The sequence below is a fragment of the Citrobacter sp. Cpo091 genome (genome assembly GCF_030332645.1).
GTDB lineage: Bacteria > Pseudomonadota > Gammaproteobacteria > Enterobacterales > Enterobacteriaceae > Citrobacter > Citrobacter portucalensis.
The window spans coordinates 811,095-829,898 of the sequence record NZ_JAOWHL010000028.1; the positions used below are offsets into that span (position 1 = coordinate 811,095).

Consider the following 18,804-nt stretch of genomic DNA (forward strand, 5'->3'; position numbering starts at 1 on the left):
CCAGGTGAATCATATTTCTGGCATCAAACATTCTTGTTCTACAAGGTTATTTTTAAACTGCTTACGATAATCGCTGGGGGTACAACCCACATGCCGCTGAAAGAGTTTGGCAAAGTGATCGACATTTTCATACCCTACCCGCCAGGAAATTTCTGCCAACGAGGACTCCGTATTCGTCAGGGCAAATTTTGCCTCTGTCATTCGCCGCTGAATCACATAATTAATCGGCGAAATACGATACTCCTTAGTAAACTCGTGACAGATATAGCTCACGCTGGCACGAAATTTCTTAGACAACTGTTCCAGCGTAATTTTCTCTCGGAAATTGTTATTTAAATAAACCAACACATCTTTAATTAAGATATCTTTTTTAATATATCCCTGCTCAGAACGATAAGCATTTTTAAAGTTTTCGTAATATAAAACGGTTAATGCATAAGCGAAGGCGTCATAAGCGGAAGACGTCAGGTTATTCTTGCTCTGCGGGATCATAACACTCAGTTCATTAAAGATACTTTTAATAACCTCTTTGCCCTGGCTGACGTTAATAACCGGACACGAGTGCATCTGCAAGAGTTGGTTCTCCTGCCAGTCGTTAAAACGAAAGCCGTAGAGCGCACAGGTGTAAGTGGTTGCAGGTGCGCTGCTATCGGAAGCAACCGCATGTAACCGCCCTTGTTCTATCACTACGATGTCACCCGCATGTGCGACATACAGCGAAGAGTCGATAATTAGCCTTGCGACACCTTTTTTTACATAGATAAGCTCTGTTTCATTGTCATGAACATGATGACCCGACTCCCAGTTAGGATCATCACTGATGACGAATCGCGAAAATCTCGGGGTTTTTCCCTGTTCAAAAAGGGTCTCCATGGCATTATCAAAACAGCGTTGATACATGACAACCTCCACCGAAAGGCAGTAATTTTGCGGATAATTAATATCGAAAAGTAAAAACGATGAAGACGTTATACAACGTTATTCTGTCCAGGCGAAACAAAATTATTTGCGTCGTCTGCAAGATGACACCTCCAACTTCAGCACGCTGCTCGCACAAATTGTTTTTATTTTAAAATAACAGGAAAGTGTAAATGTTATTAAGTCAGCAATAATAATTTACACACCAGAAACAAAGTGCATGCAGAAACGGATAAAAATATGATCCATTTCTCAAAAAAACGTCTCGATTTTATTTCCATATTTATCACTTTAACACCCGACGTCGTCTTTACGTTCATAAACTCAGCATTCCTAAAGTCCTTTTTTTTGCAAGATTGTTGGGAATGAAAACAGATTGCCCCGTCGAAAACAGTCTCCCTCTGCCGCACACTATTTTCAGTCAATTTTCCCTACTGTTGATGATGGCACTCCCCGTCATCATCAACACGAGAATCACTGGAGATGCCATGAAACTAATAACCTGCTTTAAGTTGGTGCCTGAAGAACAGGACATTGTTGTTACCCCAGAAAGTTCGCTTAACTTTGACCGGGCCGATGCCAAAATCAGTCAGTTTGATTTGAATGCAATAGAGGCCGCGACGCAACTTAGTGCGGAAGGTGATGAAATTGTCGCCTTAACGGTTGGCGGCTCGCTACTGCAAAACTCCAAAGTGCGTAAAGACGTACTGTCCCGCGGGCCGGACAGTTTGTTTATGGTGCAGGATCCCCAACTGGAGCATTCATTACCGCGAGACACGGCTCAGGCGCTGGCCTGCGCGGCCAAAAACATTGAATTCGACCTGATGCTGTTCGGCGAAGGGTCTGGAGACATCTACGCCCAGCAGGTTGGCTTACTGGTTGGCGAACTCTTACAACTTCCGGTGATTAACGCCGTCAGCAACATCCAACGTAACGGCGATCGCATTGTGGTTGAACGTACGCTGGAAGACGAAGTTGAAGTGATTGAACTGTCGCTCCCCGCCGTGCTGTGCGTAACCTCGGATATCAACACGCCGCGTATTCCCTCGATGAAAGCCATTCTGGGCGCAGGTAAAAAACCAGTCACACCGTGGCAAGCCAGCGATATTGGCTGGACACCTGCCTCACCGTTAGCAGAACTGGTGAGCCTCACCGTTCCGCCACAAACAGAACGTAAGCACATCATTCTGGAAAATGACTCAGCAGAAGCCATCGCCGAGCTGGCTGAGCATCTGAAAAAAGCCCTGAACTAAGCCCAACGGAGAGAAATTATCATGAGTAAATTAGCTAACGTATGGGTGTTCAGCGATAACGTAGAACGCTATGCAGAATTAATGGCCGGCGCACGCCTGTGGGGTGAACAGGTACACCTTATTGTACAAGGCAACGAACAGGCCAATCAGGTTAAACCTCTGGGTGCCGATGAGATTGTCGTGCTTGAAACAACGTCTGGTTTACAGCGTGTTGAAAATTTTGCCGAGACCATCGCCGCCCTGATACAAGAACATACCGGGCTATTGCTGATGCCAGCTACAAAACGCGCTAAATCCCTTGGTGCGCGGTTAAGTATTCAGCTCAATGCAGCGATGGTAAATGACGCCACGTCGGTAACGCTTGATGATGGCTCACTGTTCGCAGAACACCGTATGTACGGTGGCCTGGCATTCGGCAAAGAAAAAATCAAAACAACTCAGGCAATTATCACCCTTGCCCCAGGCGTACTTGAACCGGTAGAGGCTAATGCTTCACATACCTGCCCTGTTGTCTCTGCACCCTACATCGCACCACACCATGAAATTATGTGCCAGGAACGTCGCGCCAAATCCGTGAGCAGCGTGGATCTCAGCAAAGCCAAACGTGTGGTGGGTGTGGGCCGCGGCCTGGTTGCGCAAAACGATCTGGAGATGGTGCGCCAGTTGGCATCTGTACTGGGTGCAGAAGTGGGTTGTTCACGACCGATTGCCGAAGGCGAAAACTGGATGGAACGCGAACGCTACATCGGCGTTTCTGGCGTGTTACTGAAATCGGACCTTTACCTCACCCTCGGCATTTCAGGACAAATTCAGCATATGGTTGGCGGTAACGGCGCGAAAGTCATTGTTGCCATCAACAAAGATAAGAAAGCCCCTATTTTCAATTACGCTGATTACGGACTGGTCGGCGACATCTACAAAGTCGTTCCGGCTCTTATCGAGCATCTCAGCCGCTAACCCCCACATTTAACGCACATATCCCGCTGCCCTCGCAGCGGGAAGGGAGCATAAAGCATGTCAGATGAAAAATTTGATGCCATTGTGGTCGGTGCTGGCGTGGCGGGTACGGTTGCAGGCTACGTGATGGCTCAGGCCGGACTGGACGTACTGGTCATCGAGCGCGGTAACAGTGCTGGTAGTAAAAATATGACCGGCGGAAGACTCTATGCACATAGTCTTGAGCGCATCATGCCGGGGTTCGCGCAGGAAGCGCCGCTCGAGCGTAAAGTCACCCGCGAAAAAATCTCCTTTCTGACCGAAGAAAGCGCCGTCACTCTCGATTTCCATCGTGAAAAAGCTGACGCACCAACGCAGGATTCGTATACCGTTTTGCGCAACAGACTTGACCCATGGCTAATGGATAAGGCGGAACAAGCTGGCGTGCAGTTCATCCCCGGCGTGCGCGTCGATGCCCTGATCCGCGAAGGTAATAAGGTTACCGGAGTTCAGGCCGGTGACGATATCCTGGAAGCCAATATTGTCATCCTTGCCGATGGCGTCAACTCTATGCTGGGGCGTTCTCTGGGGATGGTTCCGCCCTCTTCTGCACATCACTATGCCGTTGGCGTAAAAGAGCTGATCGGCTTACCTCCAGCGGTCATTGCAGATCGCTTCAATCTTTCAGGTAATGAAGGCGCGGCCTGGCTGTTTGCAGGCTCACCGTCTGATGGGTTGATGGGAGGCGGATTTTTGTATACCAACCAGGACTCCATCTCTCTGGGTCTGGTGTGTGGTCTGGGGGATATTGCCCATGCCACAAAAAGCATTCCACAAATGCTGGAAGACTTTAAGCGACATCCAACTATTCGGCCATTGATTGCCGGTGGAGAACTACTGGAATATTCCGCGCATATGGTGCCGGAAGGCGGTCTGGCAATGGTTCCAAAGCTGGTCGATGACGGTGTGATGATCGTGGGCGATGCCGCCGGTTTCTGTTTGAACCTGGGTTTCACGGTGCGAGGTATGGATTTGGCCATCGCTTCCGCAGAAGCCGCAGCCCAAACAGCTATTGCAGCAAAAGGACGCCAGGATTTCTCTGCCAGCAGCCTGATGGACTACAAGCGCGCGCTCGAACAGGGCTGCGTGATGCGTGATTTACAGCATTTTCGCAAGATCCCGGCGTTAATGGAAAACCCACGGTTGTTCACTCAGTATCCGCGTATGGTGGCCGACATCATGAGCGATATGTTCACCGTTGACGGACGTCCAAATCAACCGGTTCGCAAGATGATTATGTCCCACGCAAAACAAATCGGGCTGTTGAACTTACTGAAAGACGGTATCAAGGGGGCAACAGCACTATGAATCAGGACAATACCGTTAACGTTGACGTCAAACTGGGCGTCAATAAATTCAATGTCAATGAAGGCCACCCGCACATTATCCTGGCCGAACATCCAGACCTTAATGAATTTCGCAAGCTGCTGAAAGCCTGCCCCGCCGGGCTGTATAAGCAGGACGAGAGTGGAAACATTCATTTTGATTCTGCTGGTTGCCTGGAGTGCGGAACGTGTCGAGTACTGTGCGGCGACACAATCCTCGACCAATGGGAATATCCGGTCGGAACATTTGGCGTTGATTTTCGCTACGGCTAATGGATTTTGCCTGTAGTACACCGGATCGGCCACGCCGGCCATCCGGTCAGATGTATGCCGAAATCATCCTGGGAATAACTTCATGAGTATCACACTAACGTTTAACGCCGAACGCCGCGAAGTCTGGCGGCAACAGGGTTTATGGGGAGATGCTTCGCTTGGCGATTACTGGAACCAAACTGCCAGAGCCATGCCAGATAAAATCGCCGTGGTTGATAACCATGGCGCTTCATACACCTATGCTGCACTCGACAGCGCGGCCAGCAGTCTGGCAACCTGGTTTTTAGCCTGCGGTATTCAACCCGGCGATCGCATTGCCTTCCAGTTACCGGGCTGGTGCGAGTTTACGATTATCTACCTGGCCTGCCTGAAAATCGGGGCCGTTTCCGTACCGTTGCTGCCAGCGTGGCGTGAAGCAGAGCTGGTATGGGTGCTAAATAAGTGCAAAGCGAAGATTTTTTTCGCACCTACGCTGTTTAAACAGACCCGACCGGTCGATCTGATCCTCCCCTTACAAAACCAGTTGCCGCATCTGCAACAGATCGTTGCCGTGGATAAACTAGCTCCGGCAACGACCTCGCTGGCGCTCAGTCAACTGCTTTTAGCTCCGCCTTTAACCCAGACGATTAATGTTCACGCCGATGAACTGGCGGCAGTGTTGTTTACCTCCGGTACCGAGGGAATGCCAAAAGGCGTAATGCTGACCCACAACAACATCCTTGCCAGCGAGCGCGCCTACTGTGCCCGCCTCAATCTCACCTGGCAGGATGTGTTTTTGATGCCCGCACCACTGGGACACGCTACCGGTTTTCTGCATGGCGTTACTGCACCGTTTTTAATCGGCGCACGCAGCGTATTGTTAGATATTTTCACCCCAACCGCCTGTCTTGAACTGCTGGAGCAACAACGCTGTACCTGTGTGCTCGGCGCAACGCCCTTCGTCTACGACATGTTGTGTAGCATGGAAAAACGACCACGCGATCTCTCATCGCTACGCTTTTTCTTATGTGGGGGCACAACCATTCCACAGAAGATTGCCCGTGACTGCCAGCAGCTCGGCATAAAATTATTAAGCATTTATGGCTCGACAGAGAGTTCACCGCATGCGCTGGTCAATCTCGATGATTCGCTTTCTCGCATGATGAATACCGACGGATATGCTGCTGCAGGCGTCGAAATTAAAGTGGTCGACGAAGCACGCAATACGTTGCCCGCGGGGGTAGAAGGTGAAGAAGCTTCGCGTGGTCCCAATGTGTTTATGGGCTACCTCGATGAACCCGAACTCACCGCCCGCGCGCTGGATCAAGACGGCTGGTATTACAGTGGCGACTTATGCCGAATGGACGATGCGGGGTACATCAAAATCACCGGACGGAAAAAAGATATCATTGTCCGCGGTGGAGAAAACATCAGCAGCCGCGAAGTTGAGGATATTTTATTGCAGCATCCTCGCATTCACGATGCCTGTGTTGTCGCGATGCCGGACGAACGCTTAGGTGAAAGGTCGTGTGCTTACGTGGTCCTAAAACCCCCGCATCATTCGTTGTCGCTGGAATCAGTGGTGGCCTTTTTTAGCCGCAAGCGGGTGGCAAAGTATAAATACCCTGAGCACATTGTGATCGTGGAGAAATTACCGCGCACGGCGTCCGGTAAAGTACAAAAATACCAGCTTCGTCAGGATATTATTCAGCGTTTGAGCGTGGAGAGTATTACAGGATAAAGCGCCGGATGGCGATGCTCACGCATCTTATCCGGCCTACGTTGAATAGGCCGGATAAGGCATGATATTACTTGTTCAGTTCAGCCAGACTCAGCCAGGTTTGTACGACGGTGTCCGGGTTCAGCGACAGGCTGTCGATCCCCTCTTCCATCAGCCAGGCCGCGAAGTCTTCGTGGTCAGAAGGTCCCTGGCCGCAAATACCCACGTATTTACCCTGTTTCTTGGCAGCACGAATCGCCATCGACAGCAGCGCTTTCACCGCGTCGTTACGCTCATCAAACAGTTCAGAAACCACACCAGAGTCACGATCCAGACCCAGCGCCAGCTGCGTCATGTCGTTTGAGCCGATGGAGAAGCCGTCGAAGTACTCGAGGAACTGCTCGGCCAGCAAGGCGTTAGACGGGATCTCACACATCATGATGATCTTCAGTCCGTTCTCGCCGCGTTTCAGCCCCTGGCGTGCCAGCTCTTCCACCACCGCTTTCGCCTGGGCAACGGTACGTACAAACGGTACCATCACTTCAACGTTAGTCAGGCCCATGTCGTTACGGACACGTTTTACTGCATCGCATTCCAGCGCGAAGCAGTCGCGGAAGCTGTCGGCAACATAACGGCCCGCCCCACGGAAGCCCAGCATCGGGTTCTCTTCATGCGGTTCATAACGCTCACCGCCGACCAGGTTGGCATATTCGTTGGACTTAAAGTCCGACATACGCACGATGACGCGTTTTGGATAAAACGCCGCACCCAGCGTTGCGATCCCTTCCGTCAGACGACCGACATAGAATTCACGCGGAGAATCGAAACCTTTCATCATGGCGCGGATTTCATTTTGCAGCTCAGGCGTCTGGTCATCGAACTCCAGCAGCGCACGCGGGTGTACGCCAATCATGCGGTTGATGATAAATTCCAGACGCGCCAGGCCGACGCCTTCGTTTGGCAGACAGGCAAAGTCGAAAGCCCGGTCCGGGTTACCGACGTTCATCATCACCTTCAACGGCAGATCCGGCATGGTCTCCACGCTGGAACTCTTCACGCTAAAGTCGAGCATGTCAGCGTAAACATAACCGGTATCGCCTTCGGCACAGGAGACAGTTACCTTCTCACCATCTTTCATGCGCTCGGTCGCATCGCCACAGCCCACCACGGCCGGGATCCCCAGTTCACGGGCAATGATTGCCGCGTGACAGGTACGACCGCCACGGTTAGTGACAATTGCTGCCGCTTTCTTCATGATCGGTTCCCAGTCCGGGTCGGTCATGTCGGTAACCAGTACGTCGCCTGGTTCGATGCGGTTCATTTCGCTGATGTCATGAATGACTTTGACCGGACCCGCGCCAATGCGGTGGCCGATGGCGCGACCTTCAGCAATAATTTTACCCTGAGCATGCAGCGTATAACGCTCCATCACCTGACCGCGAGAGCGCACGGTTTCTGGACGCGCCTGAACAATGAACAGCTTGCCGGTATGGCCGTCTTTCGCCCATTCGATGTCCATTGGACGACCGTAGTGCTTCTCGATCTGCACCGCTTGCTTGGCCAGTTCCTGCACTTCTTCGTTAGTCAGGGAGAAAATGTCGCGTTGTTCCTGCGGGACATCTTCAATGGTCACCTGCTTACCGTGTTCCTGGGTCGGCGCGTAAATCATGCGGATTTTTTTCGATCCCATTGTGCGACGGACGATCGCCGGACGGTTAGCCGCCAGGGTCGGTTTGTGCACGTAGAATTCATCCGGGTTAACGGCGCCCTGCACGACCATTTCGCCCAGGCCCCAGGCGGACGTGATAAAGACAACCTGGTCGAAACCGGATTCGGTATCGATGGAGAACATTACGCCTGAGGACGCGAGGTCAGAACGCACCATCCGCTGAACGCCAGCAGAAAGTGCGACGCCACGGTGGTCATAGCCCTGGTGAACACGATAAGAGATCGCGCGGTCGTTAAACAGCGAGGCAAATACGTGTTTGATGGCAACCAGTACGGCATCAAATCCCTGGACGTTGAGGAAGGTTTCCTGCTGACCGGCAAATGACGCATCTGGCATATCTTCTGCGGTAGCGGAAGAACGCACGGCAAAAGAGGCATTGGCATCGTCCGCTGACAGCTGCGCGTAGGCATCGCGGACGGCATTTTCCAGTTCGGGCTGGAAAGGAGTGTCGATAATCCACTGGCGGATCTGTGCCCCGGCTTTCGCAAGCTCAGTGACATCGTCGATATCCGTTTTATCCAGCAGCTCATAAATGCGCTGGTTTACACCGCTCTGGTCCAGAAACTGGTTAAACGCATCGGCGGTCGTTGCAAAACCATTCGGTACGGAAACACCCATACCTGAAAGGTTAGTAATCATTTCACCCAGGGAGGCATTTTTGCCTCCAACTCTGTCTACATCATTCATGCCGAGTTGGTTATACCAAAGCACCAGCGGTGACGAGCCATTGTTGGACATCGAACAATCCTTATATATGAACGAGGTTAGGAAACTCAATTTTGCGTAATTATCTTGGCATATTTACTCCGGCGAAAAAAACGGTGAATCGTTCAAGCAACTTTATTTTTTATTTTTTCAGATTGTTTCCGCATTTGCGCAAACCCGCGAGCCACACGGGATCACCACAAAAATGACCGGTATAAACATTTGTTCCGAAAAATGAAATGTACTTTTCATTAAATATAAAAATACCGTTTCATTTTATAAAATAGATGCCGCAATATTCGCTTCTGGCGAATTTTAATTTATGCTTTCAGAGAATTATATCTGCCCCAGGATGAGCAAAATGGATAATGCTGTTGATCGTCACGTATTTTATATTTCTGATGGTACGGCCATCACCGCCGAGGTATTGGGTCACGCGGTGATGTCGCAATTTCCGGTCACGATCAGCAGTATTACGCTGCCGTTTGTGGAAAATGAGAGTCGTGCGCGCGCGGTTAAAGACCAGATTGACGCTATCTACCAACAAACTGGCGTGCGCCCTTTAGTGTTTTACTCCATCGTCCTGCCGGAAATTCGCTCGATCATTCTGCAAAGCGAAGGGTTTTGTCAGGATATCGTGCAGGCCTTGGTTGCCCCACTGCAGCACGAGATGAAACTCGACCCTACGCCTATCGCCCACCGCACGCACGGTCTGAATCCCGGTAACCTCAACAAGTACGACGCGCGCATCGCTGCCATTGACTACACCCTCGCCCACGACGACGGTATTTCGTTGCGCAACCTCGATCAGGCGCAGGTAATCCTGCTCGGCGTTTCCCGTTGCGGCAAAACCCCGACCAGTTTGTATCTGGCCATGCAGTTTGGTATCCGCGCGGCCAACTACCCCTTTATTGCCGATGATATGGATAATCTGGTGCTGCCCACCTCCCTGAAGCCGTTGCAGCATAAGCTGTTCGGTCTGACTATCGACCCTGAGCGCCTGGCGGCCATCCGCGAAGAACGCCGTGAGAACAGCCGTTACGCCTCGCTGCGTCAGTGCCGTATGGAAGTCGCAGAGGTAGAAGCGCTGTACCGGAAAAACCAGATCCCCTGGCTGAACAGTACCAATTATTCGGTAGAAGAGATTGCTACCAAGATCCTCGATATCATGGGACTGAATCGCCGCATGTACTAGAATGCTAGTGCATTGGTTCGATTTTTTGTTATTATGCTCGCCACCAGGCAGGATGAGTGTGATATTGTGATGTACATCACTTCCCGGTAGTCCTGCCGTTGAAGCAACAAATTTCTGAGACAAGTAATGAACAGAACCGATGAACTCCGTACTGCGCGTATTGACAACCTGGTCACTCCAGCAGAGCTTGCGCAACGGCATCCTGTTTCGTCCTCCGTCGCCCGTCATGTTACGGACTCCCGACGTCGGATAGAAAAAATTTTAAATGGTGAAGACCCCCGTTTACTGGTGATCGTAGGTCCCTGCTCGATTCACGATCTTGATGCCGCGATGGAATACGCGACACGGTTACAGGCGCTGCGCACTAAGCACCAGGCGCGTCTGGAAATCGTGATGCGTACCTATTTTGAAAAACCACGCACCGTCGTAGGCTGGAAAGGCCTGATTTCCGACCCGGATTTGAATGGCAGTTATCGTGTGAACCACGGTATTGAACTGGCGCGAAAACTGCTGTTGCAGGTCAACGAACTGGGCGTCCCCACGGCGACTGAATTCCTCGACATGGTGACCGGCCAGTTTATTGCTGATTTAATCAGTTGGGGAGCTATTGGCGCGCGCACCACCGAAAGTCAGATCCATCGTGAAATGGCCTCCGCGCTCTCCTGCCCGGTCGGCTTTAAGAACGGAACGGATGGCAACACGCGCATCGCCGTCGATGCGATTCGCGCCTCCCGTGCCAGTCACATGTTCCTCTCGCCGGATAAAACCGGTCAGATGACCATTTACCAGACCAGCGGTAACCCTTACGGGCATATCATCATGCGTGGCGGTAAAAAGCCGAATTATTATGCTGAAGATATTGCTGCCGCCTGCGATACCCTGCACGAATTTTCCCTGCCTGAGCATCTGGTGGTCGATTTTAGCCACGGCAATTGCCAGAAGCAGCATCGCCGTCAGTTGGACGTTTGTGATGATGTATGCCAGCAAATTCGCAATGGTTCGACGGCGATTGCCGGGATTATGGCGGAGAGTTTCTTGCGTGAAGGTACGCAAAAAATCGTTAGCGGCCAGCCGCTGGTTTACGGTCAGTCCATTACCGACCCGTGCCTGAACTGGGAAGATACTGAACTGTTGGTTGAAAAACTCGCCTCTGCGGTTGATAGCCGTTTTTAATGCTGTTCGCCGGGCAATATCACCTTGCCCGGCGCTAATCCCTTGTTTTCCCCTTGCTTATTGCGCAAAAAACGTTCTCGTCACAATTATTTCACAAAAACGCTTGCCGCAAATTTGTAGTTTGATGATAATGATTATCATTGTTACATTGATTGTTATTTTTAAACACTATGTCACGTATGGATAACACAACGGCAACGCCTGCAAAAGACAAAACACCGCCTTCCGTCGCGCCAAACGAGCGACGAATTGACAGTAAAACCCTGCTTGGTAACGAAGGACGCGTGATCATAGAACATGATGGTCAGCACTACCTGCTGCGCCAGACACAAGCCGGAAAACTCATTCTGACTAAATAAACAACACATTTCGCCAGCCACCCAGGTCATACCCAGGCAGCCAGCGCTTTTCGATTTCCTAATGGAGAGTTGCTATGCCTTACCTGCACACCGCTTCCCTGCGCCCATCGCTGTTGGCGCTGGCGATTATCAGTAACCTGCCCGCCGTCGCCTGGGCGGCGGTCGAGGATATGACCGTTACCGCCACCGGCAATGCCCGTAGCGCCTTTGAAGCGCCAATGATGGTCAGCGTCATTGACGCCACCGCCCCAGAAAACCAAACCGCCAGCTCGGCTGCCGACCTGTTACGTAAGGTTCCAGGCCTGACCCTTGACGGTACGGGCCGTACCAACGGCCAGGACGTGAATCTGCGCGGCTACGATCGACGCGGCGTTCTGGTACTGGTTGACGGTGTTCGTCAGGGAACCGACACCGGACACCTGAACAGTACCTTCCTCGACCCGGCGCTTATCAAACGCATCGAAGTCGTGCGTGGCCCTTCCGCACTACTGTACGGTAGCGGCGCGCTAGGCGGCGTGATCGCCTATGACACTGCAGATGCCAAAGATCTACTGGACGTCGGGCAAAACAGCGGTTATCGCGTGTTCGGTACCGCGGCGACCGGCGATCACAGTCTCGGCATGGGTGCCAGCACGTATGGCCGTACCGATACGCTGGACGGACTGCTTGCCTGGTCCAGCCGCGATCGCGGTGATTTACGCCAGAGTGACGGTACTACTGCGCCGAATGACGAAGCAATTAACAATATGCTGGCGAAAGGTAGCTGGAAAATTGACAGCGCCCAGACGCTGGCCGGTTCGCTGCGTTACTACAATAATGACGCCCGGGAACCTAAAAACCCGCAGACCAGCGCGGCGGATGCCAGCAATCCGATGACCAACCGTTCAACGATCCAGCGTGATGCGCAACTGACCTACTCGCTCGCTCCGGCGGACAATGACTGGCTGAACGCTGACGCCCGTATCTACTGGTCCGAAGCGCGCATTAATGCTCAGAATGCAGATAACACTGGCGAATTTCGCAAGCAAACCACCAAAGGCGGGAAGATCGACAACCGCAGCCGCCTGTTTACCGACTCTTTTGCATCTCACCTGTTGACCTACGGCGGTGAATACTATCGTCAGGAGCAACAACCGGGAGGAGCAACAACTGGCTTCCCGGAGGCTAAGATCGATTTCAGCTCCGGCTGGCTACAGGATGAAATCACCCTGCGCGACCTACCGGTTACGCTGCTGGGCGGTACCCGTTATGACTCTTATCGCGGCAGCAGCGACGGTTATGAAGATGTCGATGCCGATAAATGGTCGTCCCGCGCCGGATTAACGGTTGCGCCAACTGACTGGCTGATGCTGTTCGGTTCATACGCTCAGGCTTTCCGTGCCCCGACTATGGGCGAGATGTATAACGATGCGAAACACTTCTCGATTGGTCGTTTTTACACCAACTACTGGGTGCCGAACCCTAACCTGCGCCCGGAAACCAACGAAACACAGGAATACGGATTTGGCCTGCGCTTTGACGATCTTCTGATGGCGAGCGACGCGCTCGAATTTAAAGCCAGCTATTTCGACACCAAAGCGAAAGATTACATCTCCACCAGCGTCGATTTCGCCGCTGCGACAACCATGTCCTATAACGTACCCAACGCCAAAATCTGGGGCTGGGATGTGATGGCGAAATATTCCACCGATCTGTTCAGCCTCGACATGGCCTATAACCGCACACGCGGAAAAGATACTGACACCGGCGAATACATTTCAAGCATTAACCCGGACACCGTCACCAGCAAACTGAATGTGCCAGTTGCGCACAGCGGTTTCTCTGTCGGCTGGATAGGGACATTTGCTGACCGTTCAACGCATATCAGCAGCACCTACGCTAAACAGCCCGGCTATGCGGTAAACGATTTCTACGTCAGCTATCAGGGCCAACAAGCGCTGAAAGGCATGACCACCACGCTGCTACTGGGCAACGCCTTCGACAAAGAGTACTGGTCACCGCAAGGCATTCCGCAGGATGGTCGTAATGGCAAAATTTTCGTGAGTTATCAGTGGTAATCACTTTTCCCCGGTTCGCCGGGGCCGCAATCTGGAAGGAAGAGACAATGAATCATTACACACGCTGGCTGGAACTGAAGAAAGAAAATCCTGGCAAATACGCACGTGATATTGCGGGGTTGATGAATATTAGCGAAGCCGAACTGACCTTTGCTCGCGTCGGTCACGACGCCTGGCGCTTACGTGGTGAAGTGCGTGAAATTCTCAGCGCACTGGAAGCAGTTGGCGAAACCAAATGTATTTGCCGCAATGAATACGCAGTACATGAGCAGGTAGGTGCTTTTACCAATCAGCACCTCAACGGTCATGCCGGACTGGTTCTCAATCCGCGCGCCCTCGATCTGCGTCTGTTCCTGAATCAGTGGGCCAGTACCTTTCATATCAGCGAAACAACCGCCCATGGTGAGCGTCAGAGCATTCAGTTCTTCGACCATCAGGGAGATGCGCTGCTAAAGGTCTATACCACGCAAAATACCCTCGTTGAGGAATGGGCAGCGTTGCTGACCCGTTTCATCTTTGCAGAAAACCCGCCGCTGGCACTGCAACCCGCCAACAATTCTGCGCCTGCCGCCGTCACAGTCGATGCGCAGACCGTCGATCAAGAGTGGCGAGCGATGACCGATGTCCACCAGTTCTTCGGTCTGCTGAAACGCCATGAACTCACCCGTCAACAAGCGTTTAATCTGGTGGGCGACGATCTGGCCTGTAAGGTTTCTAATAGCGCACTGGCGCAGTTACTCGACACCGCGCGTCAGGATGGCAACGAAATTATGGTTTTTGTGGGTAATCGCGGCTGTGTACAGATTTTTACCGGCGTGATTGAAAAACTGGTACCGATGAAAGGCTGGCTAAACATCTTCAACCCAACCTTTACCCTGCATCTGCTGGAAGAGAGCGTGGCCGAAACGTGGGTAACGCGCAAACCGACCGCCGATGGTCACGTCACCAGTCTGGAACTGTTTGCTGCCGACGGTACGCAAATCGCACAACTGTATGGTCAACGTACGGAAGGCGAGCCGGAACAGACACAATGGCGCACACAGATTGACGCGCTAACGCCGAAAGGACTGGCCGCATGAAAAAACTGCTGGCCCTGATCGCGCTGCTGCCCTTCGCCGCACTGGCTGCACCCGAGGAACGAGTTGTTGCCCTCGGTGGCGATGTCACCGAGATCGTATACGCACTGGGAGCACAACCCTCCCTTGTGGCGAGAGACAGCACCAGCCAATGGCCTGCTGCGGCAACCGCGTTACCTGATGTTGGTTATTTGCGCCAGCTCAACGCCGAAGGGATCCTTGCCACACGCCCTACGCTGGTCCTTGCCAGCGCGCAGGCGCAGCCTTCTCTGGTGTTAAAACAGATCGAGCAGAGCAACGTCAGGGTTGTCACGATCCCAGCAAGCAACGATCTTAACGCGATTGATGAAAAAGTTAGGGTTATCGCCGAGGCTACCCATCGGGAGGCCGACGGCGAAACGCTGCGCGCAACGTTACGTCAGGAACTGGCGACGCTCCCGTCATCTGAACTTAATAAACGTGTGCTGTTTATTCTCAATCATGGCGGGATGACCGCGATGGCGGCGGGCCAGCAAACCGGAGCCGATGCGGCGATTCGTGCCGCAGGTCTACGCAACGCGATGCAGGGCGTTAATCGCTATCAGCCACTGTCACAAGAAGGCGTCATTGCCAGCCAGCCCGATCTGGTAGTGATTTCACAAGAAGGTGTTAAGGCGATGGGTGGCGAGGCAAACCTGTGGGCGCTACCAGGACTTGCGCAAACACCTGCCGGCAGGAATAAACAGGTATTGCAGGTTGACGATATGGCGCTGTTGGGCTTCAGCGTTCGCACGCCACAGGCTATTTTGCAGCTTCGTGCTAAAGCGGAGCAATTACCCTGATGTCCCGGCGGATCACCTGTTCGTTGTGGATGTTGGCATTGATGCTGATTGTAATGACGGTTCTGGCTACCGGTTTTGGCGCGTTGCGCCTGCCGGTAAGTCTGCTCTGGCGTGATGACGATGAGGCATTGCGTCAAATCTGGCTCACGATTCGTCTGCCCCGCGTCCTGCTGGCGCTGGTGATTGGCGGTTCTCTGGCGCTCGCTGGCTGCGTGATGCAGGGGCTGTTTCGCAATCCACTTGCAGACCCTGGATTACTGGGAATAAGCAGCGGCGCCGCCTGCGCTGTGGCCCTGTGGGTGGTGCTGCCTGTCTCCTTGCCCGCGCTGCTGATGTTGTATGCTCCAATGCTGGCCGCTTTTTTCGGCGCGCTGGCGGCAACGGTAGTGATTTTTATCCTCAGCCAACAGCGCGACGGTTCACTCTCACGCCTGCTGCTGGTCGGCATTGCCATTAACGCGCTCTGTGGGGCGGCGGTTGGCGTTTTGTCGTGGGTCAGTAATGATGCGCAACTGCGCCAGCTGTCGCTATGGGGAATGGGAAGTCTGGGGGCCGCGCAGTGGTCCACACTGTTGGCTGTCACTTCACTGACAATCCCGACAGTGCTGATCATCTGGCGACTTGCTCCGGCGCTGAATCTTCTGCAGCTGGGTGAGGAAGAGGCGCATTATCTCGGCGTTGATGTGCGTACAATCCAGCGTATTTTGCTGCTTTGTAGCGCATTACTGGTTGCCTCAGCCGTGGCGGTAAGCGGCGTGATTGGCTTTATCGGGTTGGTCATCCCACATTTAATACGTATGTGGCTCGGCTCAGACCATCGGGCCGTTATTCCGGGTTCCGTGCTGGCGGGCGCGTTTTTATTGCTGATTGCCGACACGCTGGCCCGTACGGCGGTTGCGCCTGCGGAGATGCCGGTCGGTCTGTTGACCAGTCTTCTCGGCGCACCGTGGTTTTTATGGCTTATTTTTCGTCAGCGAGGACCGCATGGCTGAACATTTCATCGCTGAAGGGCTTCACTATCACGTAGCTGGCAGAGCGGTGATCGACGACGTATCGCTCGCCCTTACAAAAGGTGAACTGGTGGCGCTGATCGGCCCAAACGGTGCGGGGAAATCCACTCTGCTACGCTTGCTGACCGGTTTTCTGAAACCGGCTACCGGGCGCTGCGTGCTGGCGGGCAAACCGCTGGAGGAGTGGCCTACCCAAATGCTGTCGCGACACCGGGCGGTAATGCGTCAGCAAACGCAACTGGGATTTGACTGGCCGGTAGAGGCCGTCATCGCGATGGGTCGCGCGCCCTGGACCCAACGACCGGAACCTGGGCTTATTGCACAGGTAATGGAGATGACCGGATGTACGCCTCTGGCAGGCCGGCAATACGCCGCGCTTTCCGGCGGTGAGCAACAGCGAGTGCAGTTAGCCCGTGCGCTGGCGCAACTCTGGTGCGACGGTGCGCCTCGCGGTTGGTTATTCCTTGATGAACCGACCTCCGCGCTGGATCTTTACCACCAGCAGCATCTGTTGCGCATGCTAAAAACGCTAACCGCTTCGGGTGAGCTGCATGTGTGCATTGTGCTTCACGATCTGAACCTCGCCGCACTGTGGGCAGACAGAATAGTGCTGCTGCACAACGGCAGGCTGGTGTCGCAGGGAACACCGGAAACTGTGTTACAGGCCGATGATCTGAAGCGCTGGTACGGTGCTCAGGTACACGTTGGCCAGCATCCGGCCAACGCTTCCCCGCAGGTATTTCTGGCCCCTTAGCTTGAACAACTCACTTCCAGCCGTTTGCCCCAGTCAGGTGGACGGCTGGCATAGTCGTCATCGCGATCGGCAAACGGGGTACGCAACGCCTGGTGCAACCGATGCAGTTCGGCGTAATCCCCCTGCTCTGCCTGACTAATCGCCCGTTGCGCCAGCCAGTTACGTAATACCATCGCCGGATTTGCCGCCTTCATCTGTGTTTGTCTGACTGCATCGGCAATATTGTCTTGCTGAAGGCGCGAGCGATACCGCGTGAACCAGTCGTCAAATGCTGCGCGGTCGATAAACTCATCGCGCAACGGAGATTGCGCACTGTGCTGCTCCGTTTCGCTGAGCATGCGAAACGTTCGCGTATAGTCGCTTCTTTCTCGCGCCATCAGGCTAAACAGTTCGCTAAGCAGTTCGTTATCGTCTTTCTGCTCGCTAAAGAAGCCGAGCTTTTGCCGCATCCGCTGACCATAGCGAGTTAATAGCGCCAGCTGGTAACTGTCCAGCGCATCATTTAGCGCCTCGACCGGGATAAACGGCGACAGGGTTTGCGCCAGACGTTGCAGGTTCCACAACGCGGCGGCCGGTTGATTATCGAAACTGTATCGCCCCTGGTTGTCAGAGTGGTTGCAGATATAATCAGGCACGTAATCATCAAGAAAACCGAATGGACCGTAATCCATTGTCAGACCCAGAATCGACATGTTGTCCGTGTTCATAACACCATGCGCAAATCCTACCGCCTGCCAGTCAGCGATTAACGTCGCAGTACGCGTGACAACATCGTTAAACCACAGCTGATACTTATCGGCTTCTTCCTGCCATTGCGGCCAGTAATGGCGAATCGCAAAGTCAGCCAACTCGCGCACTTTTTCCGGCTCTCGGCGATAGTAAAAATGCTCAAAATGGCCAAATCGCATATGGCTTTGCGCCACGCGAATGAGCATCGCCCCTGCTTCGACCGTTTCGCGATAAACCGGCGTGTCGCTGGTGACAATCGACAATGCCCGCGTGGTCGGTATTCCCAGGTAGTACATCGCTTCACTGGCCAGGCTTTCACGAATGGTCGAGCGCAGCACGGCACGCCCATCACCCATGCGGGAATACGGCGTGAGTCCGGCGCCTTTCAGGTGCCAGTCAAACGTTGAACCATCCGCGAGCTGTTGTTCGCCCAGCAGGATCCCACGTCCGTCGCCAAGCTGACCAGCCCAGACACCGAACTGATGCCCACTATAAACCTGGGCTAAAGGCGACATCCCGGGGAGCAACGATTCGCCGCCCCAAACGCCTGCACCAGTCGGAATATCAAATAGCGCCGCAGGAATTGCTAATTGCTCCGCCAGCGCATCGTTATGCCAGATAAGGCGCGCGTTTTTCAGAGGGGTGGGTGAAAGCGCGGTATAGGTTGCTGGTAGTTCATCACGCCAGCGAGTGGTAAAAGACAGGGTCATAGGGCCTCCTGCCTCTAGTGTA

Annotated in this window: 16 protein-coding genes; 13 read left to right on the forward strand and 3 right to left on the reverse strand. The window is 53.2% G+C overall.

The window, feature by feature from the left end:
• Positions 1–9: 9 nt before the first annotated feature.
• Positions 10–900, reverse strand: coding sequence for an AraC family transcriptional regulator (locus OGY04_RS07365; protein ID WP_008784594.1), 891 nt, complete (start codon positions 898–900; stop codon positions 10–12).
• A gap of 506 nt (positions 901–1,406) precedes the next feature.
• Between OGY04_RS07365 and OGY04_RS07370 the strand changes: the two genes are divergently transcribed.
• The 5 genes from OGY04_RS07370 to fadK all read left to right on the forward strand — a co-directional run bounded on the left by OGY04_RS07370 (position 1,407) and on the right by fadK (position 6,485).
• Positions 1,407–2,171, forward strand: coding sequence for an electron transfer flavoprotein (locus OGY04_RS07370; RefSeq protein ID WP_286585061.1), 765 nt, complete (start codon positions 1,407–1,409; stop codon positions 2,169–2,171).
• Positions 2,172–2,192: 21 nt separating this feature from the next.
• Entirely contained in the window at positions 2,193–3,128 is a 936-nt protein-coding gene (locus tag OGY04_RS07375; RefSeq protein ID WP_032943175.1) for an electron transfer flavoprotein subunit alpha, read from the forward strand.
• A gap of 57 nt (positions 3,129–3,185) precedes the next feature.
• Entirely contained in the window at positions 3,186–4,475 is a 1,290-nt protein-coding gene (locus OGY04_RS07380) for an FAD-dependent oxidoreductase (protein WP_008784591.1), read from the forward strand.
• Positions 4,472–4,765 carry a ferredoxin family protein gene (locus OGY04_RS07385; RefSeq protein WP_008784590.1) on the forward strand — a complete coding sequence of 98 codons (294 nt, stop codon included), beginning with the start codon at positions 4,472–4,474 and terminating at the stop codon, positions 4,763–4,765. The genes OGY04_RS07380 and OGY04_RS07385 overlap by 4 nt, the downstream gene beginning before the upstream one ends.
• A gap of 82 nt (positions 4,766–4,847) precedes the next feature.
• Positions 4,848–6,485: a medium-chain fatty-acid--CoA ligase gene (gene fadK, locus OGY04_RS07390; RefSeq protein WP_071446893.1), complete on the forward strand. Its 1,638-nt coding sequence runs from the start codon at positions 4,848–4,850 to the stop codon at positions 6,483–6,485.
• Between the two features lie 67 nt (positions 6,486–6,552).
• Here fadK and ppsA read toward each other — a convergent pair whose 3' ends face one another.
• Complete coding sequence (gene ppsA / locus OGY04_RS07395) at positions 6,553–8,931, reverse strand: phosphoenolpyruvate synthase (protein ID WP_003832604.1); 2,379 nt, start codon at positions 8,929–8,931, stop codon at positions 6,553–6,555.
• 328 nt (positions 8,932–9,259) lie between these two features.
• Between ppsA and ppsR the strand changes: the two genes are divergently transcribed.
• The 8 genes from ppsR (at position 9,260) to OGY04_RS07435 (ending at position 17,343) form a co-directional block, all read left to right on the forward strand.
• Positions 9,260–10,093, forward strand: coding sequence for a posphoenolpyruvate synthetase regulatory kinase/phosphorylase PpsR (gene ppsR, locus OGY04_RS07400; protein WP_003832602.1), 834 nt, complete (start codon positions 9,260–9,262; stop codon positions 10,091–10,093).
• A 126-nt stretch (positions 10,094–10,219) separates the two neighbouring features.
• Positions 10,220–11,266 carry a 3-deoxy-7-phosphoheptulonate synthase AroH gene (gene aroH / locus OGY04_RS07405; RefSeq protein ID WP_003030555.1) on the forward strand — a complete coding sequence of 349 codons (1,047 nt, stop codon included), beginning with the start codon at positions 10,220–10,222 and terminating at the stop codon, positions 11,264–11,266.
• 170 nt (positions 11,267–11,436) lie between these two features.
• A complete protein-coding gene (hemP, locus tag OGY04_RS07410; protein ID WP_032943171.1) occupies positions 11,437–11,625 on the forward strand; it encodes a hemin uptake protein HemP in 189 nt (62 codons plus the stop codon).
• Positions 11,626–11,699: 74 nt separating this feature from the next.
• The gene (locus OGY04_RS07415; protein ID WP_219987883.1) at positions 11,700–13,682 is read left to right on the forward strand and encodes a TonB-dependent hemoglobin/transferrin/lactoferrin family receptor; all 1,983 of its coding nucleotides are present in this window, start codon (positions 11,700–11,702) and stop codon (positions 13,680–13,682) included.
• Between the two features lie 47 nt (positions 13,683–13,729).
• Positions 13,730–14,761 carry a hematinate-forming heme oxygenase ChuS gene (chuS, locus tag OGY04_RS07420; RefSeq protein WP_048226740.1) on the forward strand — a complete coding sequence of 344 codons (1,032 nt, stop codon included), beginning with the start codon at positions 13,730–13,732 and terminating at the stop codon, positions 14,759–14,761.
• Positions 14,758–15,579, forward strand: coding sequence for a heme/hemin ABC transporter substrate-binding protein (locus OGY04_RS07425; RefSeq protein WP_103014606.1), 822 nt, complete (start codon positions 14,758–14,760; stop codon positions 15,577–15,579). Before chuS ends, OGY04_RS07425 begins: the two co-directional genes overlap by 4 nt.
• On the forward strand, positions 15,579–16,571 hold the full coding sequence (locus OGY04_RS07430; protein WP_103014605.1) for a FecCD family ABC transporter permease: 993 nt from the start codon (positions 15,579–15,581) through the stop codon (positions 16,569–16,571). Before OGY04_RS07425 ends, OGY04_RS07430 begins: the two co-directional genes overlap by 1 nt.
• Complete coding sequence (locus OGY04_RS07435; RefSeq protein WP_103285104.1) at positions 16,564–17,343, forward strand: heme ABC transporter ATP-binding protein; 780 nt, start codon at positions 16,564–16,566, stop codon at positions 17,341–17,343. The genes OGY04_RS07430 and OGY04_RS07435 overlap by 8 nt, the downstream gene beginning before the upstream one ends.
• Here OGY04_RS07435 and selO read toward each other — a convergent pair.
• Positions 17,340–18,782, reverse strand: a complete 1,443-nt coding sequence (gene selO, locus OGY04_RS07440; protein WP_191238584.1) for a protein adenylyltransferase SelO — start codon at positions 18,780–18,782, stop codon at positions 17,340–17,342. The two genes, OGY04_RS07435 and selO, sit on opposite strands and share 4 nt — an antisense overlap.
• Positions 18,783–18,804: the final 22 nt, after the last annotated feature.

Excerpts from the sequence above, each read along its gene's own strand:
- OGY04_RS07365 (WP_008784594.1), bottom strand. The coding sequence starts at position 900 with ATGTATCAACGCTGTTTTGATAATGCCATGGAGACCCTTTTTGAACAG.
- OGY04_RS07370 (WP_286585061.1), top strand. The coding sequence starts at position 1,407 with ATGAAACTAATAACCTGCTTTAAGTTGGTGCCTGAAGAACAGGACATT.
- OGY04_RS07375 (WP_032943175.1), top strand. The coding sequence starts at position 2,193 with ATGAGTAAATTAGCTAACGTATGGGTGTTCAGCGATAACGTAGAACGC.
- OGY04_RS07380 (WP_008784591.1), top strand. The coding sequence starts at position 3,186 with ATGTCAGATGAAAAATTTGATGCCATTGTGGTCGGTGCTGGCGTGGCG.
- OGY04_RS07385 (WP_008784590.1), top strand. The coding sequence starts at position 4,472 with ATGAATCAGGACAATACCGTTAACGTTGACGTCAAACTGGGCGTCAAT.
- fadK (WP_071446893.1), top strand. The coding sequence starts at position 4,848 with ATGAGTATCACACTAACGTTTAACGCCGAACGCCGCGAAGTCTGGCGG.
- ppsA (WP_003832604.1), bottom strand. The coding sequence starts at position 8,931 with ATGTCCAACAATGGCTCGTCACCGCTGGTGCTTTGGTATAACCAACTC.
- ppsR (WP_003832602.1), top strand. The coding sequence starts at position 9,260 with ATGGATAATGCTGTTGATCGTCACGTATTTTATATTTCTGATGGTACG.
- aroH (WP_003030555.1), top strand. The coding sequence starts at position 10,220 with ATGAACAGAACCGATGAACTCCGTACTGCGCGTATTGACAACCTGGTC.
- hemP (WP_032943171.1), top strand. The coding sequence starts at position 11,437 with ATGTCACGTATGGATAACACAACGGCAACGCCTGCAAAAGACAAAACA.
- OGY04_RS07415 (WP_219987883.1), top strand. The coding sequence starts at position 11,700 with ATGCCTTACCTGCACACCGCTTCCCTGCGCCCATCGCTGTTGGCGCTG.
- chuS (WP_048226740.1), top strand. The coding sequence starts at position 13,730 with ATGAATCATTACACACGCTGGCTGGAACTGAAGAAAGAAAATCCTGGC.
- OGY04_RS07425 (WP_103014606.1), top strand. The coding sequence starts at position 14,758 with ATGAAAAAACTGCTGGCCCTGATCGCGCTGCTGCCCTTCGCCGCACTG.
- OGY04_RS07430 (WP_103014605.1), top strand. The coding sequence starts at position 15,579 with ATGTCCCGGCGGATCACCTGTTCGTTGTGGATGTTGGCATTGATGCTG.
- OGY04_RS07435 (WP_103285104.1), top strand. The coding sequence starts at position 16,564 with ATGGCTGAACATTTCATCGCTGAAGGGCTTCACTATCACGTAGCTGGC.
- selO (WP_191238584.1), bottom strand. The coding sequence starts at position 18,782 with ATGACCCTGTCTTTTACCACTCGCTGGCGTGATGAACTACCAGCAACC.